The sequence below is a fragment of the Brevundimonas sp. LPMIX5 genome, from assembly GCF_003576505.1.
Classification (GTDB): Bacteria; Pseudomonadota; Alphaproteobacteria; order Caulobacterales; family Caulobacteraceae; genus Brevundimonas; species Brevundimonas naejangsanensis.
On sequence record NZ_QWTZ01000017.1, the window covers coordinates 23,489 to 38,919 of the forward strand.

11 protein-coding genes are annotated in these 15,431 nt (G+C 65.2%); 7 read left to right on the forward strand and 4 right to left on the reverse strand.

From position 1 onward, the window contains the following. Positions 1-17: 17 nt before the first annotated feature. Both phaR and D1604_RS14355 read left to right on the forward strand, forming a co-directional pair. Complete coding sequence (phaR, locus tag D1604_RS14350) at positions 18-599, forward strand: polyhydroxyalkanoate synthesis repressor PhaR (RefSeq protein ID WP_119413863.1); 582 nt, start codon at positions 18-20, stop codon at positions 597-599. Positions 600-605: 6 nt separating this feature from the next. Continuing rightward, positions 606-971, forward strand: a complete 366-nt coding sequence (locus D1604_RS14355) for a hypothetical protein (protein ID WP_119413842.1) — start codon at positions 606-608, stop codon at positions 969-971. 139 nt (positions 972-1,110) lie between these two features. Here D1604_RS14355 and D1604_RS14360 read toward each other — a convergent pair whose 3' ends face one another. After that, positions 1,111-1,848 (reverse strand): glycosyltransferase family 2 protein, encoded by a 738-nt coding sequence (locus D1604_RS14360; RefSeq protein WP_024355243.1) that lies wholly within the window; start codon positions 1,846-1,848, stop codon positions 1,111-1,113. Positions 1,849-1,952: 104 nt separating this feature from the next. On the opposite strand from D1604_RS14360, the gene D1604_RS14365 reads away from it, so the two are divergent. The 3 genes from D1604_RS14365 (at position 1,953) to D1604_RS14375 (ending at position 5,665) form a co-directional block, all read left to right on the forward strand. Next, positions 1,953-3,629, forward strand: coding sequence for an ArnT family glycosyltransferase (locus D1604_RS14365; RefSeq protein ID WP_119413843.1), 1,677 nt, complete (start codon positions 1,953-1,955; stop codon positions 3,627-3,629). Then, positions 3,626-4,549 carry a hydroxymethylglutaryl-CoA lyase gene (locus tag D1604_RS14370; protein ID WP_119413844.1) on the forward strand — a complete coding sequence of 308 codons (924 nt, stop codon included), beginning with the start codon at positions 3,626-3,628 and terminating at the stop codon, positions 4,547-4,549. Before D1604_RS14365 ends, D1604_RS14370 begins: the two co-directional genes overlap by 4 nt. 123 nt (positions 4,550-4,672) lie before the next feature. Next, complete coding sequence (locus tag D1604_RS14375; protein ID WP_158584946.1) at positions 4,673-5,665, forward strand: class I SAM-dependent methyltransferase; 993 nt, start codon at positions 4,673-4,675, stop codon at positions 5,663-5,665. Between the two features lie 53 nt (positions 5,666-5,718). On the opposite strand, the gene D1604_RS14380 is transcribed toward D1604_RS14375, so the two are convergent. Both D1604_RS14380 and putA read right to left on the reverse strand, forming a co-directional pair. Further along, the gene (locus tag D1604_RS14380) at positions 5,719-6,933 is read right to left on the reverse strand and encodes a tetratricopeptide repeat protein (RefSeq protein ID WP_119413846.1); all 1,215 of its coding nucleotides are present in this window, start codon (positions 6,931-6,933) and stop codon (positions 5,719-5,721) included. Positions 6,934-7,019: 86 nt separating this feature from the next. Next, the gene (gene putA / locus D1604_RS14385) at positions 7,020-10,130 is read right to left on the reverse strand and encodes a bifunctional proline dehydrogenase/L-glutamate gamma-semialdehyde dehydrogenase PutA (RefSeq protein ID WP_119413847.1); all 3,111 of its coding nucleotides are present in this window, start codon (positions 10,128-10,130) and stop codon (positions 7,020-7,022) included. A gap of 305 nt (positions 10,131-10,435) precedes the next feature. Here putA and D1604_RS14390 point away from each other — a divergent pair, with 305 nt between their 5' ends. After that, complete coding sequence (locus tag D1604_RS14390; RefSeq protein WP_119413848.1) at positions 10,436-12,661, forward strand: AGE family epimerase/isomerase; 2,226 nt, start codon at positions 10,436-10,438, stop codon at positions 12,659-12,661. 158 nt (positions 12,662-12,819) lie between these two features. After that, on the forward strand, positions 12,820-13,905 hold the full coding sequence (locus D1604_RS14395; protein WP_119413864.1) for a glycosyltransferase family 4 protein: 1,086 nt from the start codon (positions 12,820-12,822) through the stop codon (positions 13,903-13,905). 411 nt (positions 13,906-14,316) lie between these two features. On the opposite strand, the gene D1604_RS14400 is transcribed toward D1604_RS14395, so the two are convergent. Continuing rightward, a complete protein-coding gene (locus D1604_RS14400; RefSeq protein ID WP_119413849.1) occupies positions 14,317-15,387 on the reverse strand; it encodes a substrate-binding domain-containing protein in 1,071 nt (356 codons plus the stop codon). Positions 15,388-15,431 lie beyond the last annotated feature (44 nt).

The window sequence follows — 15,431 nt, forward strand, 5'->3', positions numbered from 1 at the left end:
GAAAAACCCGTGACGGCATGGTCGTCATCAAGAAATATGCGAACCGGCGGCTCTATAACACCGCCACCAGCGCCTATGTGACGCTGGACGATCTGGCGCGGATGGTGCGCGAAGGCGTGGAATTCACCGTCTATGACGCCAAGACCAACGATGATCTGACGCGCCAGATCCTGACCCAGATCATCTTCGAGGAGGAGAGCCGGGGCGAGGCCCTGCTGCCGGTGCAGTTCCTACGTCAGCTGATCGGCTTCTACGGCAACTCCATGCAAGGCGTGCTGCCGTCGTATCTGGAGATGTCGCTGGATACCTTCACCCGCCAGCAGGAGCAGTTGCGCGGTCAGTTCACCCGCGCCTTCGCCGCTGCGCCCGGCAGCAATCTGATGGAAGAGGCCGTGCGCCAGAACATGGCCATGTTCGAACGCGCTATGCGGATGTTCCCCGGCTTCGCCCACGCTCGTCCGGAGGGCGAAGCGGCCGAGGCCCCGCCCGCCGCCGCCAAGGCGGAACCGGCCAAGGAAGACGCCGCGCTGGACGAGATGCGCCGCCAGATGGACGAGATGCGGGCCCAGATCGACCGCCTCGCCCAGTCCAAGGGCTGAACCGGCATGACGGACGAGATCCGTCCGGTCGGCGCCGCGGGTCCGATGAACGATCCTGTCGTCGAGGATCGGCGCGAGACCGACCGCCGTCGCCGTGAGCGGCGTCGCGCGCGCGCCCTGGTCCCGACCGAGGCCGAGGGACCGGAAGAGGCGGCTGATCCTGCCGCCTCCCCGGCAAAGCCTGCCGTCACCCCGCCTCCCCCGCCCGCCGCCTTCGCCGCCCAGGTGCTGGGCCAGTCGGGGCAGAAGCGCGGGCTGAAGGGCGGCGTTCCGGTGCTGGATGCGGCGCGAACCACCTATCTGGGCCGGGAGTATTCGGGACGGCACGACCGGCGCCCCTCGCCGGGACGCGCGCGCAAGACCGAGATCTGACGGCGACTGGCGCCTGAATTGCGAGGACGCAGGCTCAACCGTCTTCGGATCGCGCCATGCCCGCCGTTCTCAGCCTCGCCGCCCGCCTGTTCGACGCCACAGTGGTGGCGGTGATTTTTCTGGCGTTCAGCTAGGGGCCTCAGAACTCGCTGATCGCCCCCGGACGCCGCGAGCGGGACTTCAGCCACATCACGCCCAGCAGGTCCGAGAAGGACGCGCGCAACCGACCCCAGTTGGTGTATTTCGACCGGCCCGTCTCGCGGTGGCGATGATCGACGTCGAGGTAGCGGTTCTCATACCCCTCGCGGATCATCAGGGCGGGCAGGTAGCGGTGGATGTGATCGAAGTAGGGCAGGCGCAGGAAGACGTCGCGGCGGAAGGCCTTCAGCCCGCAGCCGGTGTCGTCGGCGTCGTCGCCCAGCAGTTTCCTGCGGATGCGGTTGGCCCATAGCGACGCCTGGCGCTTGGCGTTGCTGTCCTGACGCTTGGCCCGCACCCCGCCGACCAGGGCGACGCTGGGCGGAGCGGCCAGCAGGGCGTCGACCAGACGCGGCGCATCGGCGGGCGGGTTCTGGCCGTCGCCGTCCAGCGTCACCACGATCGGCGCCCGCGCGGCCAGCACTCCGGTGCGCACCGCCCGGCTCTGCCCCGCATTGGTCCCGTGCGACAGCACCCGCAGGGCGGGCAGTTCGGCCATCGCCGCCTGAAGCTCGGCCAGCGTCGAGTCGCGGCTGGCGTCGTTGACGAAGATCATCTCATAGGACCGCCCGGCGAAAGCCTCGGCGATTTCGCGCGCCAGAGGCACGGCGGCGCCGGATTCATCATGCACGGGCACGACGACGGAGATATCGGGCGAGGAAGCGGAGCGGTCGATCATCGACGCTCTTTAGCGCAGGCCGCGCCTCGGCGAAACGGCGCGTCCACAGCCGTCGCACAAGGTGAAGCTTCCGGGCGCCGCACCGGGCGTGATACGAGTGCGGCATGAACCGCCCGAACCTGGATCGCTACATCGCCGGCTGGCGCGGCCCCGTCCTTGCGGCCCTGCTGGCTCTGATTGCGGGTCTGCCCGGCCTGCTGCTGCTGCCGCCGCTCGATCGGGACGAGAGCCGTTTCGCTCAGGCGACGGCCCAGATGCTGGAGGGCGGCGACTATGTCGACATCCGCTTCCAGGATGATCCGCGCTGGAAGAAGCCCATCGGCATCTACTGGATGCAGGCGGCGGCCGTCGCCGCGACCTCGGACGTCGAGGACCGCAACATCCAGCCCTATCGCCTGCCGTCGCTGCTGGGCGCCATGCTCGCGGCCTGGGCCGTAGCCTGGGCGGGCGCGGCCCTGTTCGGCCAGAGGGCGGGTTTCCTGGCGGGCGTGATGCTGGGCGCGACCTTCCTGCTGTCGACCGAGGCGGGCATCGCCAAGACCGACGCCATGCTGGCGGGCCTGACCACCCTGTCGATGGCGGCGCTGGCGCGCATCTATATGTCCACGCGAGCGGGCGAGAAGGCCGATCGGCTGCACAAGCTGCTGTTCTGGACGGGCATCGGCCTGTCCATCCTGATCAAGGGACCGATCGGCCTGCTGGTCGTGGCCCTGACCATCATCGCCCTGTCGCTGTGGGACCGGAACATTCGGTGGCTGGGGCAGCTGGGCTGGGGCTGGGGCCTGCCGCTGGTGGCCCTGCTGGTCGGGCCGTGGGCCATCGCCATCACCATCGCCACCGACGGCGGCTTCTGGCGCGAGGCCATCGGCGGCGATCTGGCGCCCAAGATCGCGGGCGCTCATGAAAGCCACGGCGGCTTCCCCGGCATGTATCTGCTGCTGTCGCCGCTGCTGCTGTTTCCCGTCACCCTGATGCTGCCCGCCGCCCTGTCGGCGGGCTGGCATCGCCGGGCGGAACCGGCTGTGCGCTTCGCCGTCTGCTGGCTGGTCCCGGCTTGGCTGATGTTCGAACTGGCGCCGACCAAGCTGTGGCACTATACCCTGCCGACCTTCGGGGCGATCGCCCTGCTGGCCGCCGCCGCCCTGACCCAGCCGATCGGCAAGGTCTCGCGCGTGTCCGGCGCCTTGCTGGGCCTGTTCGCAGCCGTGATCATCTGCCTGATCACCGTCTACGGCCTGACCGAGTTCGGCCGCTCGACCGCCCAGACCTGGGCTACGGTCACCATCGTCTTCGCCGTCATGGCCGCCGCTGTGGGCGGGTTCCTGCTGGTCAACCGCGCGGCGATCACCGGGATGCTGATCGCCGTCGTCTTCGGCGTTCTGGCCCACGCGGGGCTCGCCGGGACCATCCGCCAGTTGCGTCCCCTCTCGATCGCGCCGCGTCTGGTGCAGACGCTGGACTCGGCCGAGCTGAACCCCGCTCAAGGCCGCTATCCGGGGCCGGTGGCCATCACCACCTTCCATGAGCCCAGCTTCGTCTTCCTGACCGGCAAGGACACCCAGCTAACCGACGGCGCCGGCGCCGCCCGCGCCCTGGCCGAGGGTCGTCCGGCCATCGTCGAGGCCCGCGACGACGAGGCCTTCCGCCGCGCCCTGGCCGAACTGGGCGCCGCCGGGCGCGCCGTGGGCGTGGTCAGCGGCCACAACTATTCCTCGGGCGACGACGTGCGCCTGACCGTCTATGCCCCGGCTGGGGCGGGCGAGCGAAGCATCCGCCCATGAGCCGTTTCATTCAGATCGTCGAGGTCGGCCCCCGCGATGGCCTTCAGAATGAGAAGGCGGTGCTTGAGCCCGCCGTTCGCGCCGACTTCGTCCAGCGGCTGGAGGCGGCCGGGGCGAAACGCATCGAGGCCGTCAGCTTCGTCCACCCCAGATACGTGCCCCAGATGGCGGGCGCCGAAGAGGTCATGGCCGCCCTGCCCCGCCTTGAGGGCCGCAGCCGCATCGGCCTCGTCCTGAACGGCAAGGGCTATGACCGCGCTCTGGGCACGGCGGTGGACGAGGTCAATGTCGCCATGTCCGCCACCAACGGCTTCGGCCTGAAGAACCAGGGCCTCAGCGTCGACCAGCAGGTGCAGATGCTGTCCGACATCGTCGCCGGCCGCGCCAATGCTGACGGCGCGCCGGGCGCAACGCCGAAGCTGTCGGCCACCCTGTCCTGCGTCTGGGGCTGTCCGTTCGACGGCGAGGTCTCGGTCCAGCAGGTCAGCGACCTGGTCGCCCGCATAGCCGCCTTGGGCGTCGAGGAGATCGCCCTGGCCGACACCATCGGCGTCGGCGATCCTTGGAGCGTGACGAAAAAGGTCGAAGCCGCGCGCAAGGCTGCTCCCGGCGCGACCCTGCGCCTGCATTTCCACGACACCCGGAACACCGGTCTGGCCAACGCCTATGCGGGCGTCGAGGCGGGCGTGGACGTTCTGGACGCCTCGGTCGGCGGCATCGGCGGCTGCCCCTTCGCACCCGGCGCGACCGGCAACATCGCCACCGAGGATCTGGTCTACATGCTGGAGCGAGCCGGGTACTCGACCGGCTACGATCTGGACACGCTGATCGAAACCGCCCGCTGGATCGGCGCCCAGATCGGCAAGCCCAACCCCAGCGCGCTCAGCCGTGCGGGCGGATGGCCGCAAATCAAGGGCTGATCGCCCGCACGAAAAATGCCCCTGATGGCTTTCCCGTGAAGGCTAAAATGCGATACGAGCAGGGTTAAGATGCCCTTGAGGCGACCGCGAACTCCTCCCGACGAGAATGCTTTGATAAACCCGTTGAAGTTCTGGCGTAAAAAAGCCCGTCAAGCAGAAGCGGTCGCGAATAAATTTCAGCTGGCGACCAACCAAATAAACGCTCTTTCCTTAGCCCTGGAAGAACATCGGCGCGAAACTCGTCTATTTTACAACAGCCTGGCTCTGCCCGCTCGGGCAGAGTGGCACGGTCAGCCCCCGATGATCCAGGGCGAGCCCGCTAAACTGGCCTTTCCGCACAGCACCCTGTGCCGTCAGGACAGCTTTCACGAGGCCTATTTCTCTTACTGGACTCATCGCCTGCGCGAAGGCCTGCGTTATCATCGCAAGCTGTGGGAGTTCGTCTTTATCTGTCAGGTTTTATGGGAACGCGGCGCGGTCGTTGCAGGCGCGCGCGGACTGGGCTTCGGGGTCGGAGCCGAGCCCCTGAGCGCCTTCTTCGCCTCTCAGAACTGCCGCATCTTGGCCACCGACATGGATGTCGAAATGGCCGAAGCGATGGGATGGACCCTGACCAATCAACACGCAGTCGGCAAGGAAGCCCTACGCAAACCGGACGTCTGCCCTGATGATCTGTTCACCGAGAACGTCTCCTTCCAGGCGTGCGACATGAACGACGTGCCGGCGGAGTTTGTCGATTTCGACTTCTGCTGGTCGGCCTGCGCACTGGAACACCTTGGTTCCATCGAAAAAGGCCTCGCCTTTATTGAACGGTCCATTCAGTGCCTGAAGCCGGGCGGTTGGGCCGTTCACACCACCGAGTTCAACACCAGTTCCAACGAGGCGACAGTCGATAATCTGGGCACGGTCTTGTTCCGGCGGCGCGATCTCGAGGCGCTCGCTCAACGGCTACGACAACAGGGGCACACCGTCGTGCCCTTCGATTTCAACCCCGGAGACGGCCCGGTGGATCGCTACATCGACGTGCCGCCTTATCGGGAGCAGCCCCACCTGCAGATGGCTCTGTCCGGCTTCTCCACGACCTCGTTTGGGATCATCGTGCAACGCGGAGCATAGCTCGTCGCAAAGCCTCGCGATCAACAGCGCAGCGGACCAGCCTTAAACGCCTTTCAGGCCTTGCGAAGGCCTCGCATCACCGAGCGAAGCCGGGTAAGCCCGCGTGCCGCCCAGCCTGCAACGCGCCGCTGGCCGAGATCATCCGCCTCGGAACCGCGTCGGTAGGCTTTCAGCATTTGCCGATACTGCGGGTTAGGGTCCAGGGCGATCGCCCGCTCCACAGCTTCAATAGCCGCCTGTTTCTCACCTAGGCTCTGCAGCAAAAACCCTTCCCATGCGTGAAGGTGCGCCTGATGTGAGAATGCTTCGACCGCCTCTCGAGCATGAGGTCGAGCCTCCTCAAAGCGTCCCGCCGCCATCAGAGCGTCTACATAGGGTATGAGATAGACTGGCGCCCGATTGGTCGAAGCGACAATGCCCTCCAGCCTTTCGATGGCGTCGTCATGCTGTCCCTCAGCTGACAACAGCTTGGCGAACGCCAGGCCAACGAGCGGACTTGAAGGGTTCGTTTTCACAGCTAACCTTGCCAAATCGAAAGCAAGACCCCGCCGATGCGCCGGCTGGCTCATCGCCAGTTTGGACAGGTAGAAGCCGCTCGCTCGACGGCGTCTTCGGGCTTCGATTCCAAATGCGGCTGAGTCCAATTCCCCCGAGAGCGTCTGAAACACCAACGGCTTTAGAAATCCTATCTCAGCCAGATATGTGCTGGCGGGATGAGAGACATGGGGCAGCCGGATCGGCCAGATATCGATGTCTTCTTGTATCCTCTCGACCTGCCGTCCGTCTTCTATCGGATCGAAAACCACGATCGGCCTAACCTCACAAACGATTCGACCTTCAATCTCAGGCCGCCACTCAATACACTGGCCCTCCTGAAGCCAGCGCGTTTCAAACGGCATCTTCTTCGGGTCGATGGAATATTGCGGCGAGATCGCCAGCACGGCGTTGGCGCCGGCGGCGTCAGCGAAGCGCAGCGCCGCATAGCCGCCCATGCTGGAGCCATAGGTCATGACCCGCTCGGCGCCCGCTGTCGCCTGACGCACCGCCTGCATGGCGGCCGCCATCTCAGGATACTGATACCAGTCCTCCCGGACGCCCATCACATGGATGGCCGAGATGCCTGCGTTGCGTAGGAAATCCTCGCCGAAGCCGGGGCGATCGAAACCGTGGCCGATACCGTAGTTGTCGAACGTCACCACCCAGCGGCTGAGGTCCGAAGCAGGGACGCTGCGGACGACGACATTGTCGCTGCGGAAAAGGTCAGACATTCGAGCTCCTTGCCGCTCTCCTTAGACTGATTTTTGGCAAGAAGATAAAAATACGGCGCGCCGCCGAAGCGACGCGCCGACATCCTTTAGAGATTCAGCAGGGCCGGGTCGCCGCCTTGGGCGGCGATGTTGATGCTGATGGCCTTTTCCGCGGCGTAGCGGATCAGGCTGTTGGGGCCGCCGGCCTTGGGGCCGGTGCCGCTGAGGCCTTCGCCGCCGAAGGGCTGGACACCGACCACCGCGCCGATGATCGAGCGGTTGACGTAGACGTTGCCCGCCGGGACCAGCTCCATCACTTCCTTGGCGAAGGCGTCGATACGGCTGTGGACGCCCAGCGTCAGGCCGAAGCCGCGCGCGGCCAGCTTGCCCGCCACCGTCTCCAGATCCTTCGGCTCATAACGGTAGACGTGCAGGATCGGGCCGAAGACTTCGCGTTCCAGGAAGTCCGGGGTCGGGATTTCGGCGATGACCGGGGCGAACAGATCGCCCTTATCGGCGCCCGCCGGCAGTTCGGCGCGGGCGATGATCTTGGCTTCCTTGGACAGGCGCTCGACGTGGGCTTCCAGGTTGGCGCGGCTTTCGGCGTCGATCACCGGGCCGACGTCGGTCCTGGCGTCGGTCGGATCGCCCAGCACCTGGGCGGCCAGGGCGCCCTTCAGGCCTTCGATCAGGGCGTCGGCCGAATCCTTGGGCGCGTAAAGGATGCGCAGGGCCGAGCAACGCTGACCGGCCGAGCCGAAGGCCGACAGGATGACGTCGTCGATGATCTGCTCCTTCAGCGCCGTGGTGTCGACGAACATGCCGTTCAGGCCGCCCGTCTCGGCGATGAAGGGGATGATGGCGCCGGGGCGCGCGGCCAGGCCGCGGTTGATGGCGTTGGCGGTGTCGGTTCCGCCGGTGAAGGCCACGCCGTCGACGCCCGGATGGTTGGTCAGGGCGACGCCGACCGTCTCGCCGCGACCCGGGACCAGGGCCAGCAGGTCGGGGTTCAGACCGGCCTTGTAGTAGAGGCGCACGGCTTCGGCGGCGATCAGCGGCGTCTGCTCGGCGGGCTTGGCCACGACGGCGTTGCCGGCGGCCAGGGCGGCCGCGATCTGGCCGGTGAAGATGGCCAGGGGGAAGTTCCACGGGCTGATGGCGGCGAAGACGCCGCGCCCGTGCAGGACCAGTTCGTTGGTCTCGCCGGTCGGGCCCTTCAGGGTCTGGCGGCCGCCGAAGTCGCGCTCGGCCAGCTGGGCGTAGTAACGGCAGAAGTCGGCGGCTTCGCGCACCTCGGCCACGCCGTCGTTCAGCGTCTTGCCCGCTTCACGCGACAGCAGGGCGACCAGACGGTCGAGGTCGGCTTCGAGCGCGTCGGCCATGGCGCGCAGGACGGGCGCGCGGCCCGCGCCGCCCAGACGGTCCCAGGCGACCTGGGCCTCGGCGGCGGCGCCCACGGCCGCGTCGACGTCCTCAACCGAGGCTTCGGAAACATGGCCCAGCACGCGGCTGCGGTCATAGGGATTGGTGACATCCTGCGGGTTCACGCCGGCGCGCAGCTTGCCGCCGATGATCGGACCAGCGGTCAGTTTCTCGCTGTCGACGCGCTCCAGGGCCGCCGCATGAAGCTCGCGGTCGGAAGCCTGCGAATAGTCGCGGCCGAGGGAGTTCTTGCGGTCACCGTAGATGTTCATGGGCACAGGGATCTTCGGATGGCGGTCAGGCTGGGCCTCGACCGAGGTGATGGGATCGGCGGCCACGTCGGCCGCAGGCACGCGCTCGTCCAGCAGGGCGTGGACGAAGGAGGAGTTGGCGCCGTTTTCCAGCAGGCGGCGCACCAGATAGGGCAGCAGTTCTTCGTGGCCGCCGACAGGAGCGTAGGCGCGCACGACGACATCGCCCCACTCGACCTTGGCGCCGTCGTAGAGGGCCTCGCCCATGCCGTGCAGGCGCTGAAACTCGATGGTCACGCCGCGATCGGCGGCCATGCGGTGCACGGCGGCCAGGGTGTGGGCGTTATGGGTGGCGAACTGGCAGAAGATGTGGGGAGAGGCCTCGATCAACGCCTTGGCGCAGACCAGATAGTTCAGGTCGGTCGCCGGCTTGGTCGTGAACACCGGATAGTCAGTGCGGCCGTTGACCTGGGCCAGCTTGATCTCAGTGTCCCAATAGGCGCCCTTGACCAGACGCACCATCAGGCGGCGGCCCGACGACTTGGCCAGTTCGGCCAGCTTGGCCACTGTCTCGGTCGTGCGCTTCTGATAGGCCTGAACGGCCAGGCCCAGCCCCTGCCAGTCGCCCAGCGCCGGTTCGCGCGCCAGCCGCTCCAGCAGCTTCAGCGACAGGGCCAGACGGTCGGCCTCTTCAGCGTCGATGGTGTAGTTGATGTCGTATTTGGCGGCGATCAGCGCCAGACGCAGGATGCGGGGATAAAGCTCCTCCCACACCCGATCTTCCTGCACCGCCTGATAGCGCGGCGACAGGGCCGACAGCTTGACCGAGACGCCGTGGCCGCGCTCGGGGCCTTCGCCCTTGGCGGTCCTGCCCACGGCCTCGATGGCGTCGGCGTAGATCTTTTCATAGCGTTCGGCGTCGGCGGCGGTGCGGGCGCCCTCGCCCAGCATGTCGAAGCTGCACAGCCAGTTTTCGCGGTCCGAACGCTTCAGCGCCGCCTCGATCGTACGACCGACGACGAACTGCTCGCCCATGATCTTGACGGCCGTGGCGACGGCCTGACGGATGACCGGCTCGCCCAGACGGCCGGCGATGCGCTTGAGGAAGTTCGGCAGGTCGCTGCGGGCCTCATCGTCGACGTCGACCAGCTTACCGGTCAGCATCAGGCCCCAGGTCGAGGCGTTGACGAACAGGCTGTCCGACTGGCCCAGGTGCGAGGCCCAGTCGGCCGAGCCGATCTTCTCGGCGATCAGGCGGTCGCGGGTGTCCGCATCGGGCGTGCGCAGCAGGGCCTCGGCCAGACACATCAGCGCCAGACCTTCGCGGGTGCCCAGGGAGAACTCCTGCAGGAAGCTTTCGACCACGCCCTGGCGCTTCTGGCTCTTGCGGGCGCTTTCGACCAGGCCGATGGCGTCGTTCAGGACCGCCGCGCGACCATCAGGCGTCAGGGGTTCGGCGGCCAGCAGTTCGGCCACCACCTCACGTTCGTCCCGGTACTTGTTCCGGTCCAGCTCATCCCAATGGCGAAGATCGGTCGGCGTCATGAATCTATAAAACCCCAGGACAAAAAGCCTCTAATTTTAATCATATATGGCGAGATTATCCGAATGTGCATTGGATGATTGAATAGATCTATACCAATCCTTCGGAAAAAATGCACAGGCGACGTATGATTTTTACCGTAGGTTCAGCGAGGCTAGGCGCTCGATTTCGTCACCCTAAGACGTGCCGGAAGAATCACCTTCTCCAGAGCGCACTCTGGAGATGAACACTGCCCCTGGGCATCCAGAAGAGCGCCCCGCTCCACCAGGTCTCGACCAACCGGAAACGCCCAGCTAAACCCGGACCTATGAAGTCGAGGCCATCTGTTTATCCCGTTATTCTTTGCGGCGGAGCCGGGACGAGGCTGTGGCCCGCGTCACGGCCATCCCGTCCCAAACACTTCATTCCTCTCGCAGGCAATCGGTCGCTCTTTCAAGAAACGGCACAACGCGTCGCTCCTCTAGCGAGCGGCGACGGTCGCCTCGTCGTCGTGGGCGGCGCCAAGCACCAGAAAACAATTCTGCACCAACTATCTGAAATCGGCGTTTCAGCCGTTATCTTACTGGAGCCGGAAGGACGAGACTCTGCCGCGGCAATGGCGGCAGCAGCGATCTGGACACGGCGGCAGTCGCCAGACGCCGTCAATCTGTTCGTGCCTTCCGACCACCACATACCAGATCATAACGCCTTCCAGAACGCCGTAGAGCTTGCCGTTGAAGCCTCACTGGCTGGACGAATCGTAACCTTGGGCATTGTGCCGACATCGCCTTCTTCCGCCTATGGCTACATCGCCCCCACGAACACAGGCCTAAGCGAAGTCGCCGCCTTCGTGGAAAAGCCGACTGAAAGCGCAGCGAAACGATATATCGACAACGGGTACCTTTGGAATAGCGGCAACTTCATCGTGCAGGCTGAAGTGCTTGAACAGGAGTTCGCACAGTCAACAGCCTCACTGCACGCAAGTGTCAGAGATGCGGTCGACACCGCAGTCCATGACAGCAGCTGCCTCATTCTGGGCGAATCCTTCAGATCCGCCGCCAAGATCTCCGTTGATTACGCGATAATGGAGACGACACGCTGCGCTTCAGTGCTTCCAGTGTCGTTCGAATGGTCAGATCTCGGCGCATGGGATTCCGTACACGCCTCAGGAGAAGGCGATGTCGGCCTGCACGTTCTAGAAGATTCTGAAGGCTGCCTGATTCGCGCCCGTGATGGTGTTCTGGTTGCAGCTATCGGCTTGAGAAATGTCGCGATCGTCGTCGAGCAAGACGCCGTTCTCGTTACCGACCTCAAGCGCAGCCAAGACGTTAAAAAAGTCGTCAGGCGCCTGAGCGACCTATCCCCCAGGCATCTCGATTTTGAGGTGTCGGCCCCTCCTTCCTTCTATGAGAGCGCCGCGCGCCTTAGCGCTTGGCTCAGAAGCAAGGCATTGCCGATTTGGTGCACGCTTGGCCAGAATGACAGCGGTGCGTTCGAGGAAACCCTCGCGCTGGACGGCCGCCGCGTAAGATCCTCAAAACGCGCTCGCGTCCAAGCGAGGCAAATCTATGCCTACGGCCAAGCAGGCCTGATGGGCTGGCAAGGCCCTTGGCGGCGAGCGGTTGAAAGCGGCATGGACTATCTGGACCAGCGCTTCACGCGACCGGACGGGCTTCTTCGCTCCGTTCTTGATATGGACGGCCAGCCGATCGATGAACATGCAAGTCTATACGATCAGGCCTTCCTGCTTTTGGCTCTCGCTATCACGCGCCGTTCACTTGATCGAGCAGACCTGGAAGCACGGGCTGCAAAAATTCGTGAACTGCTGCTGATAGAACGAAGCCACAAAGGGGGGCTGACGGAGGTCGGCACCAAGCCGTACCAAGCCAATCCCCTGATGCACATGCTCGAAGCCTCCATGGGATGGGAGGCGATAAGCGCCGACAGAGGCTGGCGCGACCTATCCGACTCCATCGTCGCGATCGCCCGCACTCGGCTTATCGACCAGAAAAGCGGTCTTATCGGCGAGTTCTTCGACGAGAACTGGACACCTCCTGGCGACCGACGCGCCGAACTCATTGAGCCCGGTCATCAGTTGGAATGGTCAGGCCTGCTTGCACAACATGCGAGGGCGCGCGGAGATAGCGAACTCAAGGATCTTGCCTGGAGCCTCTACTTGAGCGGGCTTGACGGTTTCGACCCTCACAAGGAAGTCATTATCGACAGCCGCAACATCAACGGCACAATCCGAAGCGAGCGCGCGCGCCTTTGGCCGCAGACAGAATGGCTCAAGGCTTCCTTGATTTTCGCAACTCTATCGGACGACGGTCGACGCGAGTTCTGTCTCAACCAAGCAGCCCGGGCAGAAGCCAGCCTATGGCGTTACCTGACCTCCGAGGGGCTGTGGAAAGACAAATTGCTCGAAATAGGACGCTTTATCGATGAACCGGCCCCAGCCAGCTCCTTCTATCACATCATAGCCGCCTATGCCGAGGTGGAGCGCGCTGTTTCAAACCTGTCGCCAGACAGGAAAGCGGGCGTTTCATTGTTCTAGACCCGCCACACGACAGATTTGGCGCGCAGCACGGATCTATGCTTTTCTCGAGAAGGTGAAGACAGCGATGGCATCGCCGATGCAGCCCGTCTCGCCTTCGTCATGCGGAGCGTCTAGAAGTTTCACCTTCGCGAATGGCTCAAGGCCCTATCGACTTCATGCGCATTGTTCTGGTCACCGACGCCTGGGAGCCCCAGGTCAACGGCGTCGTCCGCACCCTGACCCGCACCGTGGCCGAGTGCCGCGCCATGGGGCATGAGGTGGAGGTCATAGAACCCAGCCAGTTCAAGACCATTCCCTGCCCGACCTATCCGGAAATCCGCCTGGCCCTGGGCGCCGAGGAAGAGATCCGCGAACGCCTGCGCGCCTTCGAGCCTGAGGCCGTCCACATCGCCACCGAAGGTCCGCTGGGCATCGCCACGCGGCGCATCTGCGTGGAGTGGAAGCTGCCGTTCACGACCAGCTACCACACCAAATTCCCCGAATACGTCTCGGCCCGTTTCCCGATCCCGGTGCAGGTCGGCTACGCCTATATGAAGTGGTTCCACAAACCGTCAGGGCGACTGATGGTGGCCACCCCGACCCTGCGCGACGAACTGGTCGAGCATGGCTTCAAGAACGTCTCGCCGTGGACGCGCGGCGTGGACACCGAGCTGTTCCGCCCCGACCTTGAACCGATCTACAGGGAAATGGGCGGCGATGAGTGGCCCCGTCCCTTCTTCCTGAACGTCGGCCGCGTGGCGGTCGAGAAGAACATCGAGACCTTCCTCGGCCTGGACCTGCCAGGCACCAAGATCGTTGTCGGCGACGGCCCGGCCCGCGCCGAGCTGGAAGAGAAATATCCGGACGCGAAATTCCTGGGGGCCAAGTTCGGGGAGGAGCTGGCGCGCTGCTTCGCGGACGCCGACGTCTTCGTCTTCCCCAGCTGGACCGACACCTTCGGTCTGGTGATTCTGGAAGCGATGGGCACGGGCACGCCGGTCGCCGCCTATCCGGCGCACGGCCCGATCGACCTGATCCCCGGCTCGGGCGCCGGCTTCATCGACGACGACCTGAAGACCGCCTGCCTGAAGTGCCTCGAGCTCGACCGCAAGGACGTGCGCGCCTATGCGGAGAAGTTCAGCTGGCGCGCCTCGGCCGAGCAGTTCATCGAGAACCTGCAGCCCTATCCCGAGCCCGCGCGCGGCCGCTTCTGGCGCCGCCTGCGTCGCGTGGCGCGCCTGAGACGTCGGGCGGCGGCTTAATAATACTCTAGCTGGTAATTCGCAGTGAATGCGATCCGGGCTTCACTGCCCGAAGGCCCGAGCGTAGCCGTATCGACCCGCGCCTTGCGCGCCGCCATGATTAGCGTCCGACCGAGGCCAGAATCGGGTGGGTTCTCGGCAGCGATCTGGCACTGATCCACGCGGCCATCAGCCTTGGCTCTACAGATTATGGTCGCTGTGGCCGATTCAAGTCCGCGGCGATAGCGCCAGGGAGAGGTATCGACCCGCGGAGGCGCCAGCCAGCGCGGCTCTACAACGCCCTGAGGTGCGGCTGCCCCATCCGCAGAGGACTGTCCGATAGACAGGGTGAAAAATAAAAGAGCGAGCATGATCCTGCCTTTGAAACGGCAGGATCATGCAAGGTTGGCCTCAGGCCTACAACCCGCCGTCTCAGTTCGGGCGCGACATCGAGGTCATGGCCGAGGCCTTGGCGCGTTCGGCCGCCAGCTGATCGGCGGGCAGCGGCACCAGACCGCGGTCCTGCAGATAGCCGCCGCGGCCGGCCGAGCCGTCGGACATGAACTCCTGTACGAACTGTTCGAGGCCGGGCGTAACGCCGATATGGGCCTTCTTGACATAGATGTAGAGGCTGCGGGCCAGCGGGTAGGAGCCGTCGGCGATGGTGGCGACCGAGGGGGCCACGCCGTCGATGGTCTCGGCCTTCACCGTGTCCATGTTCTGCTCAAGGAAGGAGAAGCCGAACACGCCTAGCGAGCCCGGCGTGCGGGTCAGGGTCTGGACGATGGCGTTGTCGTTCTCGCCGGCGTCGATCCACGCGCCGTCTTCACGCAGGGTGTGCGCCACGGTCTCGAAACGGGTCTTGTCCTGCTTCTCGATGGCGGCGACGGCCGGGATCAGCTTGGCGCCCGGCGCCATGCCCAGCTCCAGGAAGGCGTCGCGCGTGCCCGAGGTTGGCGGCGGGCCGTAGACCTGGATGCGGGTGGCCGGCAGGGCCTTGTTGACGTCGTTCCAGGTCTTGGCGGCGTTGGCGCCCAATTGACCGTCGGCGCCCGGCGTTTCCTTGGCCAGGGCCTCATAGAGGTCGTTCAGTTCAAGATTGAAGCTGGCGCCGGTGCGGGCGGTGGCGACGACGATGCCATCATAGCCGATTTTCAGTTCGACGATGTCGGTGACGCCGTTCTCGACGCAGCGGTCGAACTCGCTGGCCTTCATCGGACGCGAGGCGTTGGCGATGTCCGGGGTCGATGGGCCGATGCCTGAACAGAAGGCCTGAATGCCGCCGCCGGTGCCCAGGGCCTCGACGCGAGGCGACGATCCGCCGCCGTTGCGGGCGAAGGTTTCGGCCACACGGGTGGAGAAGGGGAAGACGGTGGAGGAGCCAGCGGCCCAGATGCCCGTTCGGGCCTTCTGCGAACCGGGGGCGCCGCCCTCGTTGTTTCCGCAGGCCGCCAGGGCCAGCAGGGCGGCCGCGCAGGCCGTGAACTTCAGTGTGCGGGTCATGGCCGGACCTTCTCCAGTCGTCAGTGCACGACGCTTAAAGCAGG